The following is a 21,216-nucleotide window of genomic DNA, read 5'->3' as shown; positions in this document are numbered from 1 at the left end:
CGCATCCGCGGAACCGATGCGTGCGAGCGAATTGCCGCAGGCGGCAAGCAACGCCCCGGCGAGCTGTTCGTCTTCGGTCAGCAGCGCCAGCAGTTCCCGGTCGTCCAGGGCTTCGACGCCCCGCGCCGCCATCTTATCGGCAATCGTTTTCATGCGGAAAGGATTATCGGATTCATGTCGGGCCAAGCGCTCCGACCGCAGTCCGGCCCGCAGCACCGGCGGCAGGCCCATTCGGGAAAGTTATCGGGTCCGTATCGGGCTCAACCGCCTCGGCGGCAAGCCTTTCAGCGCCGTAACGGCAGCAGCCTTATTCGGAAAAGTTATCGAAGCCGACAGCCAGCCGCCGGCCGCCCCGCACGCACTCGCACAGCAACAAGCTGATTTAAACAATAGTACGCACCACACAGGCTGCCACTCGCACGTAGTCCGGCCAGGCGGCGGATAACCCGGAGTTATTTCGCCAGTTTATCGAACTTGTCCAGCAGCGAAGCGCACTGTTCGTCGCTCATATACTCCGCCACGGAGAATGCGGCGCTCTGCTCGGCCTCCTTCTTCGAGTCGCCGGAGCCGTGTCCCACCTCGATGCCGTCGACCAGCACCGTGGAGTAAAAAACCGGATGATTCGCAGCGTACTCCTTGTCGTTGCCCGTGCGGAAAACAATCTTGTGCCGGTTCTTCTGGCACCATTCGATCAGGCGGCTCTTGAAATCGGTTTCCGACTCGGTCAGCTCGTCGAGGTTCAGGAGCCGGAAATAGATGCGGTTGATGAGCAGCCGGTTGACGAAATCATAGCCCTGGTCGAGGTAAACCGCCCCCATCATCGCCTCGAAAGCGTCGCCGTAAATGTGCTTCTGCGTGACACTCGTGCTGCCGTTGGCGATGACCTGGCTGTCCAGCCCGATCTTCACGGCAAGCTCGTTGAGCGACTGGCGCGATACGATTTTCGACCGCAGCTGCGTGAGGAAGCCCTCGTCGCGGTCGGGATATTCGATGAAAAGGTAGTCGGAGGTGACCGCCTCGATTACGGCGTCCCCGAGGAACTCGAGCCGCTCGTTGTTGACGGCCTGCCCGTCCTCCAGAACCAAAGAAGCTGACTTGTGAATCAAAGCCAGCTTGTAAAGTTCGATGTTGTGCGGGATAAACCCGAACATGTCATCGACGATCCTGTAATACGCCTTGTCCCGCCCGAAGTTCCTTTTGAAAGGGCGTAATATGAAATCCAACACGGCCCGGACGGTTAAGGAATCAGATTTTACGGAAAATGACCGTGGAGTTGTGTCCGCCGAAACCGAACGTATTGCTCAACGCGCATTTCACTTCGCGCTTCTGCGCCTTGTTCAGCGTCAGGTTCAGGTTCGGGTCGATCTCCGGGTCGAGGTTCTCGCAGTTGATGGTCGGGGGAACCACGCCGTGCGTGATGGCGAAGATGCAGGCCAGGGCCTCGGCAGCTCCGGCGGCACCCAGCAGGTGTCCCGTCATCGACTTGGTGGAAGAGATATTGATGTTATAGACGTGGTCACCCAATACACCGGCGACAGCTTTCAGTTCGGGGATGTCGCCCGCGGGGGTCGAAGTGCCGTGAACGTTCACGTAATCAATATCTTCTGGTTTGATGCCGGCATCCTTGATGGCGTCGCGCATCGACTTCATGGCACCCTTTCCCTCGGGATGGGGCGCGGTGAAGTGGTAAGCGTCGGCCGAACAGCCTCCGCCGACGACCTCGCAGTAAATTTTCGCACCGCGCGCCTTGGCGTGCTCGTACTCCTCGAAAACCAGGGCGCCCGCACCCTCGCCGATCACGAAGCCGTCACGATCCTTGTCGAAAGGACGCGAAGCGTGCGTGGGATCGTCGTTGCGCGTGGAAAGCGCCTGCATGGAGTTGAAACCGCCGACACTCGGCTCGTTGACCGCGGCTTCCGATCCGCCCGTCACCATCACGTCGGCCTTGCCGTAACGGATAGCGTTCATGGCGTCCATCATGCCGTGGTTCGAAGAGGCGCAGGCCGACACGGTGCAGTAGTTCGGGCCCATGAAGCCGTACTTCATGGAGATGAAACCCGCTGCGATGTCGGAAATCATGCGCGGAATAAAGAACGGGCTAAACCGCGGGGTTCCATCCCCTGCGGCCCAGCCCAGACACTCATCGAAGAAAGACTTGATTCCTCCGATGCCCGAACTCCATATTACGCCTACCTGTTCCTTGTCCACGGTTTCCAGATCGAGTCCGGAATCCTCCACGGCCTGCGTGGCCGCGATCAGGGCATATTGGGTAAAGAGGTCGTACTTGCGTACCTCCTTGCGGTCGAAATACAGCGTCGAGTCGTAATTCTTTACTTCACAAGCGAACTTCGTCTTAAACTTTTCTGCATCGAAATGAGTAATCGGTGCGGCACCGCTGACTCCCTTTTCCAAATTCGAAAAATACTCCTCAATATTATTACCGAGCGGGTTTATCGTACCGATGCCCGTAACAACTACTCTTCTTTCTATCATAAATTTAAGGCTTTAAAGAGGCTGTGAAAACTCTTTAAGTGAAAATTATTTCTTGTGCTCTTCGATGTACTTGATAGCATCACCTACGGTAGCGATCTTTTCAGCGTCCTCGTCCGGAATCTGAATATCGAAAGCCTTCTCGAACTCCATGATGAGCTCTACAGTGTCGAGCGAGTCTGCACCCAGGTGGTTGGTGAAGCTTGCTTCGGGCACTACCTCCGACTCTTTGACTCCCAGTTTGTCGACGATAATCTCGACAACTTTTGATTGAACTTCTGACATAATTTTAAATTTTTAGTTAAACAATTATTTGGAAATAGTTCTTTGGTATTTCCGAGGTAATTTTGCGCAAAAGTAACACTTTTTTTATTACTTTTGACAAAACGAACCTTTTTTTTATTCACAACTTTTTCGACATTTAGCACATTTTTTTAATTAATCGATTCAAAACCATATCCTTATGAAACTGCTTCTGATCTCGAATTCGACCAATGCCGGGGAGGAATATCTCCGCTATCCGATGCCTGAAATCGGGCGTTTCCTGCAGGGCGTGCGCGAAATCGTATTCGTTCCCTATGCCGCCGTAACTTTTTCCTACGCCGAGTATGAAAAGAAAGTCCAGGCGCGTTTTTCGGAGCTGGGCATCCGCGTCCGTTCGGTACACCGGGCCAAGGATCCCGCACGCATGGTGCGCGAGGCGGAAGCCGTCTGCGTCGGCGGGGGCAACACGTTCGCACTGGCCAAAAAGATGCAGGAACAGGGACTTATGACCGCCATCCTGCGCAAAATCAAGTCCGGGACACCCTACGTCGGGTGGTCGGCGGGCAGCAACGTGGCCTGCCCGACCATCTGCACCACAAACGACATGCCCATCGTCGAGCCGCAGTCGTTCAAAGCCATCGGGGCGGTGAAGTTCCAGATCAACCCCCACTACCTCGACGCCAATCCCGAAGGGCACGCCGGGGAAACGCGCGAGCAGCGCATACTCGAATACATCGAGGCCAATCCGCGCCGCTGGGTGGCCGGGCTGCGCGAGGGGTGCATGCTCCGCTGCGAGGACGGGAAGCTGGAGCTGATTGGCAGCCGCCCGATGCGCATGTTCCGCAAAGGAACGGAAACGTTTGAAGTCGAACCGGGCGGCGACCTGTCGTTCCTGGCCTGATACCCGGCCCGGAGAGCGATTCCGGGCCGAAAATAACATATTATATATAGGTATGAAAATTCTGATTGCGGGTCTGGGCCTCATAGGAGGCTCTTTTGCCCTCGCATTGCGCGACCGCGGCATTGCGGATGAAATACTCGGCGTCGAAAATTCGGAGCAGAACGCCGCCGAAGCCCTGCGGCTCGGGCTGGCCGACCGTATCGTCACCCTCGATGAGGGAATTGCATCGGCCGACCTGATTGTACTGGCCACGCCCGTCGACACCATTCCCCTGATGGCCGTCAAAGTCCTCAACCGGGTGACCGACAGGCAGGTGGTGATGGACATGGGCTCCATCAAAGCCGAGTTGTGCGAGGTTATCTCGATGCACGCGCGCCGCGGGCGTTTCGTGGCCGTACACCCGATGTGGGGCACCGAGTACAGCGGCCCGAGGGCTGCGCAGCACGGCGCTTTCACGGGCCGCAACGTCGTGCTGTGCGAAACCGGGCGCAGCGACGCCGACGCGCTGTCGACGGTGGAACGCATATTCCGCACGCTGGAGGCGCCGGTGGTCTACATGGAGGCCGAGGAGCACGACCTGCACGCGGCTTACGTGTCGCACATCTCCCACGTCACCTCGTTCGCGCTGGCGCTCACCGTCCTCGAAAAAGAGCGCGAGGAGCGGCACATCTTCGACCTGGCGGGCGGCGGTTTCGAAAGCACCGTGCGTCTGGCGAAGAGTTCGGCGGCGACCTGGGTGCCGATTCTGCTGCGCAACAAATACAACGTGCTCGACGTGCTGCGCGAGCATATCCACCAGCTGCAAATCATGCGCCGGATGCTCGAGCGCGACGACACCGAAGGGCTGAAAGCCGCTTTCGACCGGGCCAACTCAATCCAGCGTATCATCCACTGAAGCGCATGAGCACGGCAGCCGAAACGGGACGCGCGGGCGAGCGCGCCGCGACGGAATACCTCCGCCGCGCGGGGTACGAGATATGCGCCCTCAACTGGCGCTGGGGCCGCTACGAACTGGACATCGTAGCCCGCAAAGCGGGCGTCGTACACTTCGTGGAGGTCAAGACCCGCCGGGCGGGCTCCCTCACCCCGCCCGAAGCGGCCGTCACGCCCCAGAAGTTCCGGGCCCTGACACAGGCGGCCCTGCGCTACCTGGCCGTCACGGGCGAGCAGGCCGAGCCGCAATTCGACCTGGCGGCCGTGGACGTAATGCCGGACGGAAGCACGGAGGTGCGCCTCGTAGGGCAGGCAATGGAATATAACTGGTGATTTTGCTTTTCCGACAAAATATGCTACCTTTGTCGGACTAAAATTCGAACGCTCTGTTACAGAGCCGGGAAGAAAGCCGGGTCGCACATCCGGCAACAGTTAACAAAAGTATCTCAACACCGCAAACCGTAAACAACGATGTGGTTATATAATTTCGGTCTGACGCTCTACGTATGGGTCATCCGGCTCGTTGCACCGAGGCATCCGAAGGCACGGCTGTGGCTCGACGGCCGCAAGGATCTCCTCAAACGCATGGCCGAAGCCATCGACCCCGCCGCCCGCATCGTATGGGTGCACGTGGCGTCGCTCGGCGAATTCGAGCAGGGGCGTCCCATCATCGAGCGAATCCGCAAAACACACCCCGAATACAAAATCCTGCTCACGTTCTTCTCGCCGTCGGGTTACGAAATCCGCAAGAACTATCCGGGCGCGGATTACATCTTCTACCTGCCGATCGACACGCCCCGCAACGCCCGCCGGTTCCTCGACGCCGCACATCCCGAAATCGCAATCTTCGTAAAATACGAGTTCTGGCTCAACCTGCTGCGCGAACTGCGCCGCCGCAAGGTGCGCAGCTACATCGTTTCAGCCATCTTCCGCCGCAACTCGATTTTCTTCCGCCCCTACGGAGGCATGTGGCGGCAGGCGCTGGAGTCGTTCGACGTGATGTTCGTGCAGAACGACGAATCGAAGAAACTGCTGGCCGGCCTGGGCTTCGACAACGTAATCGTCGCGGGCGACACCCGTTTCGACCGCGTGGCGGAGATTGCCAAAGCCGCCAAGCATATCGACGTCATCGAGCGTTTCAAAGGCGACAGGCGCATCTTCGTGGCCGGCTCGACCTGGGGCCCCGACGAGGAGCTGCTGATTCGCCTGATGAACGACAACCCCGAGGTAAAGTTCATCGTCGCCCCGCATGAAATGGACGAGGGGCGCATCGAACGCCTCATGGCCGAAACCAAAGGCGGCGCGTTGCGCTACACCCGCTGTACGCCGCACACGGCATACGGTTCGAAACAGCTGCTGATTCTCGACACGATGGGAATTCTCTCATCGGTCTACGGCTATGCCGCGTGGAGCTACATCGGCGGAGGATTCGGCGTGGGCATCCACAACACGCTGGAGGCCGCGACGTTCGGGCTTCCGGTGGCGTTCGGCCCCAACTACCGGAAATTCAAGGAGGCCCGCGACCTCGTAACGCTCGGCGCAGCACGGTCGGTCAAGGATTACGACGAACTGCGCGCGTGGTTCGTCCCCTTGCGCGACAACGAAGAGTTCCTGCAGAAAACCAGCCGCATCGCCAAGGATTACACGACCCGCCACCAGGGAGCCACGGGTATCATCGTCAAGACGATTTTCCATTAAACCGCCGCACAGGCATAACCAAGCCGGATAAATACCTCTCGCAGCGAGCGCAACAGGGCTCGCGCGAAACAGCACCTGCAATGCGGGGCGGCAATGTCCCGGCCGGACGAAAAGGCGCAGCCCGACGGGCATCTCCCGCGGGTCCGCAGTCCCGGAAAAACCCACAGCCAGGAACCGGCAACATAAAAAACGGAGCGCAGGGCCAGAAGGCCCTGCGCTCCGTTTTAACAGCGCCCGCTACTCGTAGCGTTTCTTGCAGTAATCGCGCAGCGTCTCCCACTCGTAATAGGGGCCACCCGCAATCGGCAGGTTGGCGTCGCGCTCGTTATGCAGCACGCGCACCCGCACGTCACCCGTTTTGGGATTGCGGAAAAAGATGAACTGCACGTTGGTCGCCATCGGCGAAACGCGGTGTATCTGCCAGGTTTCGGCCGCCTCCCCGGGCGTCGACACACGGCCCGAAGCGCCTTCGACGCCCAGCAGCGCCACCAGCGGAATGACGTTCACATCGTGGCCGAAGCGCAGCGACGCCGAGAGATTCTCCTCGCCGCCAATCACCGCCTCGGCTGTTTCTATGATATTGCGCAGCAGGGGTTTGGCATCGGCGATAATCGGATCGCCGAAACGCTTCGAAGGGCCGAACATCACGTAGCGGCGGAAATTCTCGGCTTCCCACGCGGCATAAATCTCCTCGTCGGTGAAGAAATCGTAGAGCGAAATACCCAGGTAATCGACGTCCTGCATGATAGCCGCCTGCGCCAATAGCCGGTTCATCAGCCTGGCGGGGTCTTTCACCTCGCGCTGCACGAACGCGGGATCGGAAAAGAGCGACTCCATCAGCCGTTCGGGGTGCGTAAGCACGGCCTGCAGGCTGTCGGCCACGGCACCCGAGGCTTCGCGCTGGGAGTTTATCCCCTTGCCGTTGCTCATATAGGGAATGTAACGCTGGCTCGACTCGCGGGTCATCCGAATCGCCGGGTTCAGCTCCTTGAGGCGCTCGTTGAAAGCCGCCATGCTCAAAATACAGCGCGGCACGAGCGTCGAACGGCTCTGGACGAGGCATTCGCGGCCGCCCTTGGTCGAGAAAACTTCGGGATAGGCCCGGAACATCCGCTCGGCAATGCCCCGGTGCTCCGCAACGCCGCGGGGCGAAAGGTCGCCGTAACGGTCTTTGGCATCGGCGGCGATAACCTCGACCTTGTCCAGCAAATCACGGCCTTCGGGCGTCAGCGCATCGGCCGCGGCGGCCTTGCGCAGGATTTTCAGCGGAGTTTCGTAAACACTCTCCGACGTGTGCCAGCGGCTGCCGTGGCGGCCGTAATGGCTGATATAAAAAGGGACATACCCTTTGGGGACGGGCACGGATTCGCCCGGCAGGTACTCGTACGAGTGGTAGATTCCGCCCGCACGTTCGGGCATGGCCGCAATCTGCTCGCGGGCGGTCTGGGCCGCAGCGCCCCACAGGCCCAGCAGCAGGAACGCCGCGCAAAGCCTCAAATTCAATGTCAGTCTATTCATAATCAGCATTTATGTGTCATAATTCCAAGAACGAGCCTGTCGGTTTCGTTCATGCCGTCGCGGCCGATGGTCGTCAGGTTGCGGATGCATTTGTCCACATCCTCCTCGATAATTCCCTCGACGGGCGTTACGCAGTGGCCGTCCATGGCCATCATGGCCGAAAGCACGGCGGTCGAAACACCGCTCGTCAGCTTCATGGCGCAACTGGGCTTGGCCCCGTCGCAAATCATGCCCGTGAGGTTGGCGATCATGTTCTTCACCGCCGCGGCGACCTGCTCGTAGCCGCCGCCCATCAGGTAGGTGATGCCGCAGCTCGAACCTGTGGCAGCCACCACGCAGCCGCACAGGGCCGACAGGCGGCCCAGGCTCTGCTTGATGTAAATGACCGTAAGGTGGCTCAACACCAGCGCACGGACGGTCTGCTCCTCGTCGGCCGCAGTCTGCTCGGCATAGACCACGACGGGCAGCGTGGCCGCGATGCCCTGATTGCCGCTGCCCGAATTGCTCATCACGGGAATCATCGCCCCGGCCATGCGGGCGTCGCACGCTGCGGAGGTATAGGAGAGAATGCGGGAAAAGATGCTGTCGCCCATGATTTTGCGCTCCCGCTCGCAGCGGAGCGTGCGGCCTACGCAATGGCCGAATTCGCCGGCGAAGGCCCGCTCGGCAGCGGCCTTGTTCAGACGGCGGGTTTCGAGGATGAAACGCAGCTCGCCGAGGGGCGCCGTCATGGCGAAGTCCCAGACCCGGCGCAGCGTGAGGGGCACTTCGCCCCCCTGCTCGTCGGCAGCCGGGGCGGTGCGTTTGTCGAGCGTCACCTCGCCGTCGCGCTCGAGGTAGACGAACGCCGTATGCCCGCCCGCGATAACCGCCACGGCACGATGCCCGGCGGCTTCGGCTTCGACCTCGATATAGAGTTTTTCCCCGATTCCCTCTTTCAGGGAGATGCAGATACGCTTTTCGTCGATATAGCGGCGGCCCTCCGCCACGGCGTCGGGCGTCACGTCGCGCAGCACCTCCAACTGGTACTCCGGGCGTCCGACCAGCGCCCCGAGCGCCACGGCAATCGGCAGGCCGATCATCCCCGTACCCGGAATGCCCACGCCCATGGCGTTCTTGAGGATATTGGCGCTCAAGCGCACGGCGATTTTTTCGGGCCGCACACCGAGCAGCTCGGCGGCTCGCGCCGTGCACAGGGCGACGGCAATCGGCTCGGTACACCCGATGGCGGGCACGACTTCGCGGTTGATAAGGGCTATGATTCGGTTTCGTTCGTTTTGTGACAGCATGGACGCTCGTTTTTTACATGTGATACAAAGATAACTATTTTTCGTTATTTTTGCATCCGATAACAAAGACACCGCCATGGAAAATCCGAAAAAGCGCAACTGGAAAGTTCTCACCAGCGAATACCTCGCCCGTAAACCTTGGTTCACCGTACGCCACGAGAGCATCGAACTGCCCGACGGGCGCCGAATCCCCGACTATTATGTTTTCGAATACCCCGACTGGGTGAACGTCATCGCCATTACGAAAGAGGGGAAATTCGTCTTTATCGACCAGTACCGCCACGGGCTGGGCGAAACGGATTACGAAATTCCGGCGGGGGTCGCCGAGCCGGACGACGCCTCGATGCTGGCCGCGGCACAGCGCGAACTGGCCGAAGAAACGGGATACGGCGGCGGGGAGTGGCGCGAACTGATGGTCACGGCGCCGAACCCCTCGACACATAACAACTTGACCTACTGTTACCTGGCCACCGGCGTGGAGCGACTCGGCGAACAGCACCTCGACGCCACGGAGGACATCCGCGTGCATCTCTTCTCGGCAGCCGAAGTGCGCGAACTGCTCGAAAGCGGCCGCATCCGGCAGGCGCTGATGGCGGCGCCCTTGTGGCGTTACGCCGCAGAATACGGATTGTAACCGGTCACGGCGGCCCGCTTCCGACGGGTATTTTGAAAAACGGAGCTGCGGGAAGGCGGCTGCCGGACAAAAAAGGAGCGGCTTTCGCTGCTCCTTTTCTGTTTCGGCAGAGAGTCACTTGCCGACCGTCTGCGCCAGGGCGAAGAAGTAGCGCCCGGGATCGAGGCCGAGGGCCTCGAGCAGCTCCGCCCCGGGGCCGCTGCCGCGCGTAATCGACTTCAGGCCGTGGCCCGCGGTGTAGATGTTGACGTTCTGGGCATAGCCGGCGGCATCCTGTCCGCACAGGTAGCGGACATGTTCCGCGGGAATGTTTTTCCCCTCGTAAACCGACCTGTCGGCGACATAGACCAAATTGAGCGGCGCCGTATAGACGAACGGCTGCGCGCCGGCCAGGTTCCGCCGGTCACCCTCCAGCACGCGGACGAGTTTCTGCGCCCCGGCGTCGTAGCTGTAAACGCCTTCCGGGAAGAACGCGTAGACGCGGACGGGATAGAGCGCCAGCGCCGAGGGCGCCGTCAGGCGGCCCTCCTGCGGACGGTTGATGCCCGCCGCGGCCCACATCACCCCCGAGAGCTCTTCGAGCGTGAGGGCTTCAGACGCGTATTCACGCGACGAGCGGCGGTTCCAGAGCGCCTCGTCGACGCTCACACCGCCCGTCGGGGCCGGTTTCACGAGGGCGATTTCCGCCCCGTGCTTCACTTCGGTTCTCGTTTCGGGGGCTTTCGCCTCCTCTTTGGCCGCCTTCGTGCCGCCGCATCCGGCGAGCAGCAGGGCCGCACATGTTAAAATCTTCACAGTCATTCTCCTTGAATTTTACAGTATCTCACGCAAATATAAAAAATATCGCCGGGAAAACAGTATCTTTATACCGCAAAAAATCCGCCGGAAACGATGAAAACGACCAGTATCCATACCCTCTTTTTCTCCCCCACGGGGACTTCGAAAAAAACAGCCGCGGCAGTAGCCCGGGGCATGTCCCGCAACAACGGCGCGGCAAAAGACGCCACTCCGGCCGTGGACGGCACCTTGAACAGGCGCACGGGCGATGAAAACACGGCGCACACGGCTGCCGCAAACAACGCGGCCGAAGCTGCTTCCCTCCCGGAAGCAGGAAAGGAGGCGAAAACAGGAACGGAAGCAGAAACGGGAACACTCCCCGTAACGGCCGTCGATCTCACCCACACGGCCGGGAAGACCCTCACGCTGCCCGCCGACACCGCAGCCATCTTCGCCGTGCCCGTCTACGGGGGCCATGCCGCCCCGGCCGCGCTGGAGCGCCTGCAAGGCATACGCGGCACGGGAACCCCGGCCGTCGTACTCGCGGTCTACGGCAACCGGGCGTTCGGCACGGCGGCGGCCGAACTGGCGGCATTCGTCGCACAGCGGGGTTTCGTCCCCGTAGCGGCGGCGGCATTCGTGGGCGAACATTCGTACAGCACGCCAGATACCCCCATTGCACCGGGACGTCCCGATGCAGGGGATATCGCCGCAGCCGAGGCTTTCGGGGCGCAGGTGCGCGAAAAACTGGCACAGGACACCCTCGTGCCGGTCGATGCGGCCAAGCTCCGCGCTCCCCGCACCCCGCTGCTGTCGCAGCTGCGGTTCATCCGTTTCGTGCTGGGCTACCGCAAACGGCAGAAACGCACCCCCGTCGCACTGCTGCCCAAGGGGGATGCCGGGCGCTGCACACAGTGCGGACGCTGTGTGGCGATCTGCCCCACGCAGGCCATCACGCGCGGCGACGAACTGCACACCGACCCGGCGCACTGCATCCGCTGCTGCGCCTGCGTGAAAGGCTGTACGTTCGGCGCACGCACGTTCGAAACCCCTTTCGCCGCCGTACTCGCCCGCAACTTCGCACGGCGCAAACCGCCCGTAACCCTTTTATAGCACCTTATCATGATAATTGAACACCTGACAACCCCCACTCCCGCTGAACTGGACGCACTGACGGCCCTCTGGGAGGCATCCGTACGGGCGACGCACGATTTCCTGGCACCGGAAGACATCCCGTTCTTCCGCAGGACGGTACGCCAGGATGCGCTGCCGGCAGTAAACCTGTATGTCATACGGGAAAACGACAACGCAACCGGGCAATCCGGCGGATTCGCCGCCTTTGCCGGCGTGGCCGGCGACATGCTCGAAATGCTCTTCGTCGCCCCGGCAATGCGGGGCAAAGGGCTGGGGCGGCGACTCGTGGAGCACACGGTGAGAAACTGCGGTGTACGGCGGGTCGATGTCAACGAGCAGAACCCGCAGGCGGCGGGTTTCTACGAAAGGCTGGGATTCCGCACCTCGGGACGCGATGCGACCGACCCGTCGGGCAAGCCCTACCCCATCCTGCACATGGAGCTCGGGCACGCCCCGCACACGGGGTTGGTGCCAATCCCCGACCTGCAAATCGACCGCATCGACATCGACTTCCAGCAGGAAGCATCCGACGCGGAAAAGAACGCATAGCAAAGCCGGATTCCGTGCACGGAATCCGGCTTTCGCATCATCGGGCCGGACGGATTTCCGGCACAGCGGGGCTGCGGCGGCGCTACTCCATATACCCGGTAACGGTAACCGGGCCGTCGCCCACTTCGGCCGTGACCTCGGCCGCCTCTCCCCGGGCATTCGCATAACGGAACGTATAGGTTTTGCCTTTCTCCAGCAGGAAGCGCAGGGCGTCGTTCATATCCTGCCGCGGCCCGGCCGTACGGCCGCCGCCCATCTGCTCCGCGCCGCAGAAGACGTCGACGTTGGCCGCCACGCGGGCATCCGACCGCCCCGCGCGGGCCGGTTTGTCATACATCATGAAAGTCACGGCGGTATGTGTCCCCTGCGCCGCGAGGTTATCCGCATAGGCGGCATACAGGTCGCGGTAGCGCTGCGTAACGTCCACGCCGTGCACATCGTGCGAATCCTCGTTCCACACCATCGGGAAACGTTCGCCCGTGGGCCGGAACGACACGGCGAAAATTCCGTGTGCGGGGTCGTCCGCCGGCGCTTTCCCGGCGTCGGCCAAAAACCATGCATAATCCAGCCCCGAGGGATAGTACTCCGTGAAGTACCAGCGGCCGTCGATCCACACCTCGACCCAGCTGTGGTTGCCCCGGTCATCGTGCCAGGCAGGCGTCCCGGCGAACCGGGCGGGAATGCCCGCGGCGCGCAGGGCGTCGACCAGCAGGACGGAAAGCCCGGTGCAGGAGGCCATATGCTGCCGCATGGATTCGGCGGGGCTCTGGTTGGTCTTCTCGCGGGCGGTGTTATACTCCACCTGCACGTCGGCGCAGATGTTGCGGTTCACCGAGTCGATTGCGGCGCACATGTCGCGGCATCCGGCCGCACGGCGGGCGAAGCGGGCGTAAAAATCCGCCCGCCAACTGTCGCGCACCTCGTCCACGGCGGCATAAGGCAGCACCTCGTTCAGGAATACGGAATCGGGCAGCGCCCGCGTCCACGGGTACGTGCGGCGGGCGCGGCAGGCGTACTCCACGTTCTCGCGCAGCAGGCCGAGGCGCATCGTATCGCGGTCGCCGCGCGGCATATATGCGAGCAGGAAAGCCATTTCGCGGCGCTCGTCGCGCGGAGTGTCGCGCAGCAGCTGCCGCAGGCTGTCGGCACGCGGAGAGTCGGCCAGCGCGGCATCGAGCAGGGGTTCGTATTCGGCGGGAACGCCGCAGCCGTAGCGGCCGCAGGAGCAGAGGCAGAGCCCCAGCAAAAGGAGCAGGATGCGTTTCATCGGTTGAGTTCGGTCAGTATTTGTCGGATTGTCTTCTCGTCGGCACAAAGCAGGTCGTATTCGGAAATCCCCGGACAGCCGCCCATCGAAACCCGCGGATTGCGGTATGTCATACCGCCGGGGCGCATTTCGCGGGCGCTGAAATGCACGGCGTCGACGCCCGCGGCGGCCAGCAGCCGCACGTTCGAGGGATTCACGCCGCTGCCGGCCATGATTTCGATGCGTCCCGCCGCCTGCTCCACGAGCCGGCGAAGCGTACCGACACCCTCCGCAGCGGTGTTGCAGCCGCCCGAAGTGAGGATGCGGGTGCACCCGGCGGCAATCACCGCTTCGAGCGCCCCATACGAATCGCGCGCCATGTCGAACGCCCGGTGGAAGGTGGTCTGCATGGGCCCGGCTTCGGCCACAAGGGCCGCCGTACGTTCCCGGTCGACGCATCCGTCGGCCGTGAGCAGGCCGAATACCACGCCGTCGGCGCCGCATGCGCGGGCGAAGCGTATCTCTTCGCACATCTGGCGGAATTCGCTGTCGGAGCAGAGGAAATCCCCGCCCCGGGGACGCACCATCACGCAGAGCTGCAACCCCGGAATGCGGCGCGCCATGCGGATGGCTGCCGCCGAAGGGGTCGTGCCGCCCTCCCAGGGCGAAGCACACAATTCGACGCGCGTGACACCGGCCCTGCGGGCGGTTTCACATGCTTCGAGGCTGTAGGCGCAAAGTTCGGTGGTCATAGGGCAAAGGTATAAAATCCGCACCGGAAAAGCAAAAGGCCAGCCCGGGGAAAACACCCTGCACGCGAAACGGACACGAAAAAAAGGAGCACCCTTGCGGATGCTCCCCACCTCCCACTGCGGGCCCTATTTCACTTCGATCTGGCGTGTGGCCGGGGCCATCTCCTCGATTTTCTTCTTGGGGATGTCGATGGTCATCACCCCGTTTTCGACCTTGGCCGAGATTTTCTCCCGCTCGATGTTGTCGGGCAGCAGCAGGCTCTGCTGGAACTGCGTGTAGGAGAATTCGCGGCGCAGGTAGGTACCCTTGTGCTTCTTATCCTCCTCTTTCTGCTCGGACTTCTTCTCCACGGAGATAATCAGTTCGTTGTCCTCGTTGATGTGCACCTTGAAATCCTCGCGGGTCATGCCCGGGGCTGCGACCTCGACCCTGTACTCGTGTTCGTCGTCGATGATGTTGACGGCGGGAGCCGTGGTGTTGTGGCGCTCGGCCAGCCAGTTGTTACCCAGTAATTCGTTGAAAATGCTCGGCAACCAGTTTTGGTTCGTTCTTGCAGGTGTCATAATCTTGTCCTCCTTGTTTTATTTTGGTTTAACATTCGTTCGTTTCAGCCGCCCTTACGGTGCGGTTTCATTCGTTAACGGTCAAATCCTGTGCCAGCGGCATAAAAATGCAAAAATGTCACAAACTGTCACAAAACCTGCAATTCCGACATGACAAACCGGCACTCATACCACCGGAAGGCCGTTTCGCATCTGCAGAAAAAAACGTACCTTTGCAGCATGGAATTCACACAACTGTTACGCCAACGCTACGGGCTCCCGGAGCAGGAGATCGCGCAACTGATGGAGCATGCCGCGATAACGAAACACGCCCGCAAGGAGGTAATCATCGAGCAGGGACAGCGCGACCCCGACCTGTGCTTCGTCGCACAGGGCTCGGTGCGCACGTACGTCATGCGCGAGGACAAGTGCGTCATCTTCTCGTTCTCGTTCGAGGGCGACCCAGCGACTTCGACGCTCGGCACGCAGCCCGGCGGCCTGTCGCGCCAGATTATCGAAACCATGGAGCCGACGACACTCGTGCGCATTCCCCGCACCCGCATGGAGGAGCTTTTCGCCGCCAACGCCGGACTGGCGAACTGGGGCAGGCTGATGGCCGAGGAGCAGCTGCGCCGCCACGAAGACTATTTCGCCGACTACGCATGGCGCGACAAGGGCGAGCAATACAAACGCATGCTGCGCGAATACCCCCAGCTCATGCAGCGCGTCGCGCTGAAAGACCTCGCCGCTTACCTTTTCCTCACGCCCCAAAGTTTGAGCCGCATCCGCGCCGAGGTCAAATAAAAAGGGCTTCGACCCGCCCTGACGCGCTTCTCTCCTGCAAAGCGGGGAAGGTCAAACGCGTGACCGCAAGGCGGAAATTACCATAAGATAAGTTTTTTTGCCGCCGGATGCCTTACTTTTGCACCACTTTGTAAAAGTACAGGATTATGCAACGCGACAGTATCGATTACAGGAGCACGGCGGTCGGCAAACTCTTCCGCCGCTTTCTTTTCCCCACGGTCATGGGGATGGTTTTTTCGGCAGTGTTCGTCATCACCGACGGCATTTTCGTGGGCCGGGGCATCGGCAGCGACGCGCTGGCGGCGGTCAACATCGTCGCACCGCTCTTCACGCTGGGCACGGGCCTCGGCCTGATGTTCGGCATGGGCGGCTCGGTCGTGGCGTCGGTGAACCTGGCCCAAGGCAAGCGCCGCGTGGCGGAAATCAACATCACGCAGTCGCTCGTCATACCGGCGCTGCTGATAACGGTGTTGAGCGCCCTGCTCATCCTCGGCTGGCGGCCGATGCTGGCGCTGCTGGGCACGCCCGACGAGTTGATGGTTCCGGCACGCGAATACCTCGTCTGGTTCACGCTGTTCCTGGCGCCGCTCGCCGTATTCAACATCCTGATGTTCATCGTGCGGCTCGACGGCTCGCCCCGCTTCGCCATGGCGTGCAATATCGGCGCGGCGCTGCTGAACATCCTGCTCGACTACCTCTTCATCTTCGAATTCGGCTGGGGGCTCGCGGGCGCCGCCGTCGCCACGGGCATCGGCTACATCCTCGGCTCGGGCGTAATGCTGTGGTACATGTTCCGACGCAGCCGGACGCTGCACTTCGTGAGACTCAAGACGAGCCGCAAAAGCCTGCACCTCGCGGCCCGCAACCTCGGCTATATGACCTACATCGGGTTCCCGGCGCTGTTGAGCGAGCTGGCGATTTCGTGCCTGATGGTGGTCGGCAACTACACGTTCATCCGCTACATCGGCAAGGACGGCGTGGCGGCGTACAGCATCGCCTGCTACATCTTCCCGATCATCTTCATGGTCTACAACGGCATCATCCAGTCGGCCCAGCCGATTATCAGTTACAGCCACGGGGCCGGGGAGGCGCAGCGCGGCAGGGATGCGCTCCGCATGGCGCTCGGCACGGCGTTCCTCTGCGGCATCGCGGTATTCGGGTTCACGTGGCTCTGCAGCCCGTGGATCGTGGGGTTGTTTCTCACGCCCGACGCCCCGGCCTATGCAATCGCCGTGCGCGGGCTTCCGTGGTTCGCCGCAGGCTATCCGTTTTTCGGCATCAACGTCGTCACGATCGGCTATTACCAGAGCATCGAGCGGGGGCGGCTGGCGACGTGGCTCACCGTGCTGCGCGGCATCGTGCTGATGACGCTCTGCTTCCTTGTCCTGCCCCGCCTGGCCGGCGAGGCAGGCATCTGGCTCTCGGTGCCTGCGGCGGAGCTGCTCGAAACACTGCTGCTGCTCGCCATGCTGGGCGCCGGACACAGGGCCCGCCGATAGAAACGGGGGAGCCTCTTTTGACGAAACTCCCCCGTTCCCGTGCATACCGGCTGACGTCACTTCCCGGGCGGCAGCATTTTGTCGATAAACAACACCCCGTCCAGGTGGTCGATTTCGTGCTGGAAAATCACGGCCGTGAACCCCGCGACCGTATCCGCATGCGTACGCATGTCCCGCTCGTCAAGGTAGCTTACAACGATGCTGTCCGCACGCCGCACCGTCCCCGCGACACCGGGTACGGAGAGGCATCCCTCCCCACCGTCCGACACGGTCCCGGAACGCCAGACGATGCGGGGATTGACATAGAATTCGAACGGCTTCCCCGGCTTGTCGAAGCGCTGCACGGCAATCAGCCGGCGCGAAACGCCCACCTGCGGGGCCGCAATCCCCACCCCGGCGTCGGTCGTATCCCGCACCGTGGCCAGCATCCCCTCTTTCAGCAGCCGGAAGCAGTCCGAAGCCAGTTCCCCGCGGCCCAGTGCCGCAGCCTCGCGGCGCAGGAACAGGGAATCGCTGCGGCCGGCTGTCGTGCACAGCCGCATAATCGCACCGCCCTGCGAGGCGATCACCCTGCATTCGTCCTCCGTAAAGCCCGTCGGGGCTGCGCAGGCGGACAACAAACAAACGCATAATACGACGCATATTTTCATAGTCCGATTCGGTTTAAAACTGCGGCAAAGGTATCGAAATTCCGGCAAATCTCCTATATTTGCCCCCATGAACGAAGATTTGGAATTCCGGCCCGCCCGGCCCGCCGATACGGCGCGCATCCTGGAAATCATCCGGCAGGCGCAGGCCCAGATGCGGGCGCTGGGAAGCCGGCAATGGCAGGACGGCTATCCCGCCCGGGAAAACATAGACTGCGACATCGCCCGCGGCTGGGGATACGTCTTCAGCAAACCGGCGGCGGAAACGTGCGGCACGGCCGATACAAAGGCAGCGACAGTCGGAAACAGCGGGACGGTCATCGCTTACGGCGCGATACTATTCGACGGGGAACCGGCCTACGAAGCAATCGAGGGGGCATGGCTGACCGGGGGCGATTACGTCGTCCTGCACCGCCTCGCGGTGGCCGACGGCGAGAAAGGCCGCGGCGTGGCCGCGGAATTCATGCGGCGCGTCGAAGCCGCCGCCCGCGAACGGGGCGCCGGAAGCTTCCGCGTGGACACCAATTTCGACAACCGTTACATGCTGCGGCTGCTCGGGCGGCTCGGGTTCGCCTACTGCGGAAAAATACACTACGAAAGCGGCGAGCGGCTGGCCTTCGAAAAACCGTTCGGCCTATAAAACGGAAGGATCGGCCTCACGGTCGATCCTCCCTGCAGGATGAGTGCGTCACTATATCCTGGAACAACTCCCGGGGCGGAACGTTATAATAATCGCAGAGAATGGCCAGCGTCGAAAGCGAAATATCATGCCGTCCGGTTTCTATCCGTCCAATATTCAGCCGGGTATGGTCGCTCACGGTTTCCTGGGTCAGGTTGCGCGCCTGCCGATACTCTTTCAGCCTGCCCACGACCTGTCCGACAAAAAAGTCATTCCGCCGCTGCCTTTTCATAGTGCAAATTACCGCATTTACGCACCAACGTGCAACGACAAATAAGTAGTTAACAGAAAGATACTACTTCATTCGACAGGCAATCGACCCGAATACACCATAACCGCACCGTTCCGGAACATCCCGAAAAACAGCAACACCCCCTCCCCGCCTATAATACATCCGGAAAACAAACCGTACAGCGGCAAAAAAAGCCGCACAATCCCTGGAAACGACGCCTCCCAAACTCCAGTCTATACAAATATACACAATCGGCGGCCATTTGATTCCGTCACAGGGAGGTATATCCGGCGGAAGGCGGTACGAAAAAAACGGGCCGCGAATATCGCAGCCCGTCAACCGGCAGCCCAGCCGCACCGCGGCATTCCGTCACTCCTCTTCCTGATAATAGACCTTGTAGAACTTGCCTTTCTCGTCCTCGCCCTGCTCCAGCAGGCTGCGGTTGCCGTGGACGTAGATATGGAAATTGCGGTCGAGCTTGATGACGCTCTTGTAGGAACGCGCCTGCTTTTTCACGGCCGAATCGGAAATGGCGAATTCGTCCTCGATGCGGATGTCGCGCTCCTGTTCGTACTCCTGCTTGTAGCGGGTGAAGCTCTCCACGACCTCCGGCTGGCGGATTACCTTCTCCGAGAAATCGTCCAGCGAGAAACTGTCCTGCTCGCGGAAATACTTCATCGTTTCGTTGAGCATCTCGGCCTGGTCGGCTTTCGAAACCTCGAATTCCGAGGGGAGGTGCCTGGTCACGTACTTCTTGCACATCGCCAGCACATTGTGCGTGTTGTGGTAGGTGTCCTGCCGCGGACGCACGCGCAGGAAATCGTCAATCCAGTAACGGGCCTCGGTACGGTTGGTGTTGTCCACCACGCAGGCGGCGAACCCCAGCTCGCGCTCGGTGTTGAAAACCACACAGCCCTTGTCCGGCCTGTTGACGCTGATACCCTGGTGCGAAGCGATATGCAGTCCCTCGCCCTGCCGCTCGACATCGAGGAACGTGTCGCGCGTTTCCGATTTGAAAAGTCCCACGGCATCGACCGTTTCGCCCCCGAAGCGGCAGTCCGTAAAGTAGACGACATAAAATTCGCCGCTCTTGATTTGGGGATGCACGCCTGTTTCGTAGAGGTGTTTGGCAAGGCTCACGGAGTTGTCGTAAAACGCCTCCGGGTCGTCGAAGATTTTGCAGGCGAAATTATAGACCTCGTTGCAGGCGAGGTCGGTTTCGTGGAAGAGGTTGTAGTACTCCTCCGTCTTGAAGCCGCCCATGAAATAGGCAGTGAGCGTTTGCATCAGGCCCGTGTCGTCCGTCTGCTCCGAGAGCGCCGGGGAGATCAGGAGCGGTTCGTCCTTGGCCTTGTTGCCGACGATGTGCACCGCCAGCGCCCCGATCTGCGTATCTTCCGTATATAGCATCGTGTAGCTGATTTTATCGTAAAGGGAGTGCAAAGGTGGCGAAATTTTCACGACCTGTCAAGTAAAACGCCCGCTATTTCCTGCGGCAGGGGGATTGCAGTGCCGATTATTTGCCTATTTTTGCGAGAAACGAATACACGAAACCATGGAAAACAGAATCACATCCCTGCTGGGCATCCGCTACCCCATCGTCGCGGGCGGCATGATTTGGTGCAGCGGCTGGCGGCTGGCCGCCGCCGTAAGCCAGGCGGGCGGACTGGGGCTCATCGGCTCGGGCTCGATGACACCCGAGCTGCTGCGCGAACATATCCGCAAATGCCGTGCGGCGACCGGCAAGCCGTTCGGCGTGAACGTGCCCCTGATGTACCGGTATGCGGAGCAAATCATGGAGGTCGTCATCGAGGAGCGGGTTCCGGCGGTTTTCACCTCGGCGGGCAGTCCCAAAACATGGACTGCGCGGCTGCACGATGCGGGGTGTAAAGTCGTGCACGTCGTTTCGAGCACGAAATTCGCCCTGAAAAGCCAGGAGGCGGGGGCCGACGCCGTAGTCGCGGAGGGATTCGAGGCCGGCGGCCACAACGGACGCGAGGAGACGACGACGATGGTGCTGGTTCCGCAGGTGCGGCAGGCGGTATCCATCCCGCTGATTGCCGCAGGCGGCATCGCCACGGGGCGGGGCATGCTGGCGGCATTCGCCCTGGGAGCCGAGGGCATCCAGATGGGAACGCGTTTCGCGCTCGCACGGGAGAGCTCGGCCAGCGAAGCGTTCAAAGAGTTGTGCATCGGCCTGCAGGAGGGCGACACGATGCTGGCGCTGAAGAAAATCAGCCCGACGCGCCTCATCCGCAACGACTTCTACCGGGCGGTCGAAGAGGCCGAGAGCAGGGGCGCCACGGCCGACGAACTGAAAGAGCTGCTGGGACGCGGCCGTTCGAAACGGGGAATTTTCGAGGGCGACCTGTCGGACGGAGAGTTGGAAATCGGCCAAATCGCCTCGCTGATTCGCGACCTGCCGACAGCCGCCGCAATCATCGGCCAAATCGTCGGCGAATACGAAACGGAACGCCTGCGACTCCCGGCATTGTAGAAAATTTCCGGCTCGGGGTGCGGAGCAGGGACGGAAACGGCGGGAAAGACAGACAGGATGTTGCCCGTGGTTTCAACGTCGAGTGTGTACTCGCGGCAGAGGAAACGCACGAGCTCGTCGACACGCGCAC

At 61.1% G+C, this 21,216-nt stretch carries 23 protein-coding genes; 11 read left to right on the top strand and 12 right to left on the bottom strand.

Annotated features, from left to right (window positions below):
* Positions 1–452: 452 nt before the first annotated feature.
* The 3 genes from rnc to QZT71_RS09410 all read right to left on the bottom strand — a co-directional run bounded on the left by rnc (position 453) and on the right by QZT71_RS09410 (position 2,775).
* Positions 453–1,151: a ribonuclease III gene (gene rnc / locus QZT71_RS09420; protein ID WP_295915480.1), complete on the bottom strand. Its 699-nt coding sequence runs from the start codon at positions 1,149–1,151 to the stop codon at positions 453–455.
* A gap of 94 nt (positions 1,152–1,245) precedes the next feature.
* Entirely contained in the window at positions 1,246–2,493 is a 1,248-nt protein-coding gene (fabF, locus tag QZT71_RS09415; RefSeq protein WP_295915477.1) for a beta-ketoacyl-ACP synthase II, read from the bottom strand.
* 45 nt (positions 2,494–2,538) lie between these two features.
* Positions 2,539–2,775, bottom strand: coding sequence for an acyl carrier protein (locus QZT71_RS09410; protein ID WP_018694937.1), 237 nt, complete (start codon positions 2,773–2,775; stop codon positions 2,539–2,541).
* 178 nt (positions 2,776–2,953) lie between these two features.
* Here QZT71_RS09410 and pepE point away from each other — a divergent pair, with 178 nt between their 5' ends.
* From pepE to QZT71_RS09390, 4 genes are all read left to right on the top strand, one after another.
* Entirely contained in the window at positions 2,954–3,655 is a 702-nt protein-coding gene (gene pepE / locus QZT71_RS09405) for a dipeptidase PepE (protein WP_295915465.1), read from the top strand.
* Positions 3,656–3,707: 52 nt separating this feature from the next.
* Positions 3,708–4,550: a prephenate dehydrogenase gene (locus QZT71_RS09400; protein ID WP_295915463.1), complete on the top strand. Its 843-nt coding sequence runs from the start codon at positions 3,708–3,710 to the stop codon at positions 4,548–4,550.
* 5 nt (positions 4,551–4,555) lie between these two features.
* Positions 4,556–4,921 carry a YraN family protein gene (locus QZT71_RS09395; protein ID WP_295915461.1) on the top strand — a complete coding sequence of 122 codons (366 nt, stop codon included), beginning with the start codon at positions 4,556–4,558 and terminating at the stop codon, positions 4,919–4,921.
* 138 nt (positions 4,922–5,059) lie between these two features.
* Positions 5,060–6,286 carry a glycosyltransferase N-terminal domain-containing protein gene (locus QZT71_RS09390; RefSeq protein WP_295915460.1) on the top strand — a complete coding sequence of 409 codons (1,227 nt, stop codon included), beginning with the start codon at positions 5,060–5,062 and terminating at the stop codon, positions 6,284–6,286.
* Positions 6,287–6,523: 237 nt separating this feature from the next.
* On the opposite strand, the gene QZT71_RS09385 is transcribed toward QZT71_RS09390, so the two are convergent.
* Complete coding sequence (locus QZT71_RS09385) at positions 6,524–7,804, bottom strand: histidine-type phosphatase (RefSeq protein WP_295915459.1); 1,281 nt, start codon at positions 7,802–7,804, stop codon at positions 6,524–6,526.
* Positions 7,805–7,806: 2 nt separating this feature from the next.
* Positions 7,807–9,093 carry a serine dehydratase subunit alpha family protein gene (locus QZT71_RS09380; protein ID WP_295915457.1) on the bottom strand — a complete coding sequence of 429 codons (1,287 nt, stop codon included), beginning with the start codon at positions 9,091–9,093 and terminating at the stop codon, positions 7,807–7,809.
* 76 nt (positions 9,094–9,169) lie between these two features.
* Between QZT71_RS09380 and QZT71_RS09375 the strand changes: the two genes are divergently transcribed.
* The gene (locus QZT71_RS09375) at positions 9,170–9,727 is read left to right on the top strand and encodes an NUDIX hydrolase (protein ID WP_295915455.1); all 558 of its coding nucleotides are present in this window, start codon (positions 9,170–9,172) and stop codon (positions 9,725–9,727) included.
* A gap of 114 nt (positions 9,728–9,841) precedes the next feature.
* Here QZT71_RS09375 and QZT71_RS09370 read toward each other — a convergent pair whose 3' ends face one another.
* A complete protein-coding gene (locus QZT71_RS09370; protein ID WP_295915453.1) occupies positions 9,842–10,528 on the bottom strand; it encodes a SagB/ThcOx family dehydrogenase in 687 nt (228 codons plus the stop codon).
* A 90-nt stretch (positions 10,529–10,618) separates the two neighbouring features.
* Between QZT71_RS09370 and QZT71_RS09365 the strand changes: the two genes are divergently transcribed.
* On the top strand, positions 10,619–11,617 hold the full coding sequence (locus tag QZT71_RS09365) for a 4Fe-4S dicluster domain-containing protein (protein ID WP_295915452.1): 999 nt from the start codon (positions 10,619–10,621) through the stop codon (positions 11,615–11,617).
* Positions 11,618–11,626: 9 nt separating this feature from the next.
* Positions 11,627–12,187 carry a GNAT family N-acetyltransferase gene (locus QZT71_RS09360; RefSeq protein WP_295915451.1) on the top strand — a complete coding sequence of 187 codons (561 nt, stop codon included), beginning with the start codon at positions 11,627–11,629 and terminating at the stop codon, positions 12,185–12,187.
* Positions 12,188–12,269: 82 nt separating this feature from the next.
* On the opposite strand, the gene QZT71_RS09355 is transcribed toward QZT71_RS09360, so the two are convergent.
* From QZT71_RS09355 to QZT71_RS09345, 3 genes are all read right to left on the bottom strand, one after another.
* Entirely contained in the window at positions 12,270–13,454 is a 1,185-nt protein-coding gene (locus tag QZT71_RS09355; RefSeq protein ID WP_295915449.1) for a transglutaminase family protein, read from the bottom strand.
* Positions 13,451–14,185 carry a copper homeostasis protein CutC gene (locus QZT71_RS09350; RefSeq protein ID WP_295915447.1) on the bottom strand — a complete coding sequence of 245 codons (735 nt, stop codon included), beginning with the start codon at positions 14,183–14,185 and terminating at the stop codon, positions 13,451–13,453. The genes QZT71_RS09355 and QZT71_RS09350 overlap by 4 nt, the downstream gene beginning before the upstream one ends.
* A 126-nt stretch (positions 14,186–14,311) precedes the next feature.
* Positions 14,312–14,749: an Hsp20/alpha crystallin family protein gene (locus QZT71_RS09345; RefSeq protein ID WP_295915445.1), complete on the bottom strand. Its 438-nt coding sequence runs from the start codon at positions 14,747–14,749 to the stop codon at positions 14,312–14,314.
* Between the two features lie 219 nt (positions 14,750–14,968).
* Between QZT71_RS09345 and QZT71_RS09340 the strand changes: the two genes are divergently transcribed.
* A complete protein-coding gene (locus QZT71_RS09340; RefSeq protein ID WP_295915443.1) occupies positions 14,969–15,532 on the top strand; it encodes a Crp/Fnr family transcriptional regulator in 564 nt (187 codons plus the stop codon).
* Positions 15,533–15,678: 146 nt separating this feature from the next.
* Positions 15,679–17,031 carry an MATE family efflux transporter gene (locus QZT71_RS09335; protein WP_295915441.1) on the top strand — a complete coding sequence of 451 codons (1,353 nt, stop codon included), beginning with the start codon at positions 15,679–15,681 and terminating at the stop codon, positions 17,029–17,031.
* Positions 17,032–17,087: 56 nt separating this feature from the next.
* Here QZT71_RS09335 and def read toward each other — a convergent pair whose 3' ends face one another.
* Complete coding sequence (gene def, locus QZT71_RS09330) at positions 17,088–17,681, bottom strand: peptide deformylase (protein WP_295915439.1); 594 nt, start codon at positions 17,679–17,681, stop codon at positions 17,088–17,090.
* A gap of 67 nt (positions 17,682–17,748) precedes the next feature.
* On the opposite strand from def, the gene QZT71_RS09325 reads away from it, so the two are divergent.
* Positions 17,749–18,318: a GNAT family N-acetyltransferase gene (locus tag QZT71_RS09325; protein ID WP_295915438.1), complete on the top strand. Its 570-nt coding sequence runs from the start codon at positions 17,749–17,751 to the stop codon at positions 18,316–18,318.
* Positions 18,319–18,334: 16 nt separating this feature from the next.
* On the opposite strand, the gene QZT71_RS09320 is transcribed toward QZT71_RS09325, so the two are convergent.
* Positions 18,335–18,589 (bottom strand): helix-turn-helix transcriptional regulator, encoded by a 255-nt coding sequence (locus tag QZT71_RS09320; protein WP_295915437.1) that lies wholly within the window; start codon positions 18,587–18,589, stop codon positions 18,335–18,337.
* Between the two features lie 369 nt (positions 18,590–18,958).
* Positions 18,959–19,999, bottom strand: a complete 1,041-nt coding sequence (locus QZT71_RS09315; RefSeq protein WP_295915478.1) for a nucleoid-associated protein — start codon at positions 19,997–19,999, stop codon at positions 18,959–18,961.
* A 145-nt stretch (positions 20,000–20,144) separates the two neighbouring features.
* On the opposite strand from QZT71_RS09315, the gene QZT71_RS09310 reads away from it, so the two are divergent.
* Positions 20,145–21,086 (top strand): nitronate monooxygenase, encoded by a 942-nt coding sequence (locus QZT71_RS09310; RefSeq protein WP_295915436.1) that lies wholly within the window; start codon positions 20,145–20,147, stop codon positions 21,084–21,086.
* Positions 21,087–21,216 lie beyond the last annotated feature (130 nt).

Source organism: uncultured Alistipes sp. (assembly GCF_902388705.1).
In the GTDB taxonomy this organism is placed as follows: domain Bacteria; phylum Bacteroidota; class Bacteroidia; order Bacteroidales; family Rikenellaceae; genus Alistipes.
This window is presented reverse-complemented; position numbering and strand designations above follow the sequence as displayed.

Bases quoted from the DNA above. Each gene is read 5' to 3' on its own strand.
- QZT71_RS09315 (WP_295915478.1), bottom strand. From the start codon at position 19,999: ATGCTATATACGGAAGATACGCAGATCGGGGCGCTGGCGGTGCACATC.
- QZT71_RS09365 (WP_295915452.1), top strand. From the start codon at position 10,619: ATGAAAACGACCAGTATCCATACCCTCTTTTTCTCCCCCACGGGGACT.
- QZT71_RS09310 (WP_295915436.1), top strand. From the start codon at position 20,145: ATGGAAAACAGAATCACATCCCTGCTGGGCATCCGCTACCCCATCGTC.
- QZT71_RS09380 (WP_295915457.1), bottom strand. From the start codon at position 9,093: ATGCTGTCACAAAACGAACGAAACCGAATCATAGCCCTTATCAACCGC.
- QZT71_RS09320 (WP_295915437.1), bottom strand. From the start codon at position 18,589: ATGAAAAGGCAGCGGCGGAATGACTTTTTTGTCGGACAGGTCGTGGGC.
- QZT71_RS09400 (WP_295915463.1), top strand. From the start codon at position 3,708: ATGAAAATTCTGATTGCGGGTCTGGGCCTCATAGGAGGCTCTTTTGCC.
- fabF (WP_295915477.1), bottom strand. From the start codon at position 2,493: ATGATAGAAAGAAGAGTAGTTGTTACGGGCATCGGTACGATAAACCCG.
- QZT71_RS09410 (WP_018694937.1), bottom strand. From the start codon at position 2,775: ATGTCAGAAGTTCAATCAAAAGTTGTCGAGATTATCGTCGACAAACTG.
- QZT71_RS09390 (WP_295915460.1), top strand. From the start codon at position 5,060: ATGTGGTTATATAATTTCGGTCTGACGCTCTACGTATGGGTCATCCGG.
- def (WP_295915439.1), bottom strand. From the start codon at position 17,681: ATGAAAATATGCGTCGTATTATGCGTTTGTTTGTTGTCCGCCTGCGCA.
- QZT71_RS09375 (WP_295915455.1), top strand. From the start codon at position 9,170: ATGGAAAATCCGAAAAAGCGCAACTGGAAAGTTCTCACCAGCGAATAC.
- QZT71_RS09325 (WP_295915438.1), top strand. From the start codon at position 17,749: ATGAACGAAGATTTGGAATTCCGGCCCGCCCGGCCCGCCGATACGGCG.
- pepE (WP_295915465.1), top strand. From the start codon at position 2,954: ATGAAACTGCTTCTGATCTCGAATTCGACCAATGCCGGGGAGGAATAT.
- rnc (WP_295915480.1), bottom strand. From the start codon at position 1,151: ATGTTCGGGTTTATCCCGCACAACATCGAACTTTACAAGCTGGCTTTG.
- QZT71_RS09350 (WP_295915447.1), bottom strand. From the start codon at position 14,185: ATGACCACCGAACTTTGCGCCTACAGCCTCGAAGCATGTGAAACCGCC.
- QZT71_RS09355 (WP_295915449.1), bottom strand. From the start codon at position 13,454: ATGAAACGCATCCTGCTCCTTTTGCTGGGGCTCTGCCTCTGCTCCTGC.
- QZT71_RS09395 (WP_295915461.1), top strand. From the start codon at position 4,556: ATGAGCACGGCAGCCGAAACGGGACGCGCGGGCGAGCGCGCCGCGACG.
- QZT71_RS09345 (WP_295915445.1), bottom strand. From the start codon at position 14,749: ATGACACCTGCAAGAACGAACCAAAACTGGTTGCCGAGCATTTTCAAC.
- QZT71_RS09370 (WP_295915453.1), bottom strand. From the start codon at position 10,528: ATGACTGTGAAGATTTTAACATGTGCGGCCCTGCTGCTCGCCGGATGC.
- QZT71_RS09385 (WP_295915459.1), bottom strand. From the start codon at position 7,804: ATGAATAGACTGACATTGAATTTGAGGCTTTGCGCGGCGTTCCTGCTG.
- QZT71_RS09340 (WP_295915443.1), top strand. From the start codon at position 14,969: ATGGAATTCACACAACTGTTACGCCAACGCTACGGGCTCCCGGAGCAG.
- QZT71_RS09360 (WP_295915451.1), top strand. From the start codon at position 11,627: ATGATAATTGAACACCTGACAACCCCCACTCCCGCTGAACTGGACGCA.
- QZT71_RS09335 (WP_295915441.1), top strand. From the start codon at position 15,679: ATGCAACGCGACAGTATCGATTACAGGAGCACGGCGGTCGGCAAACTC.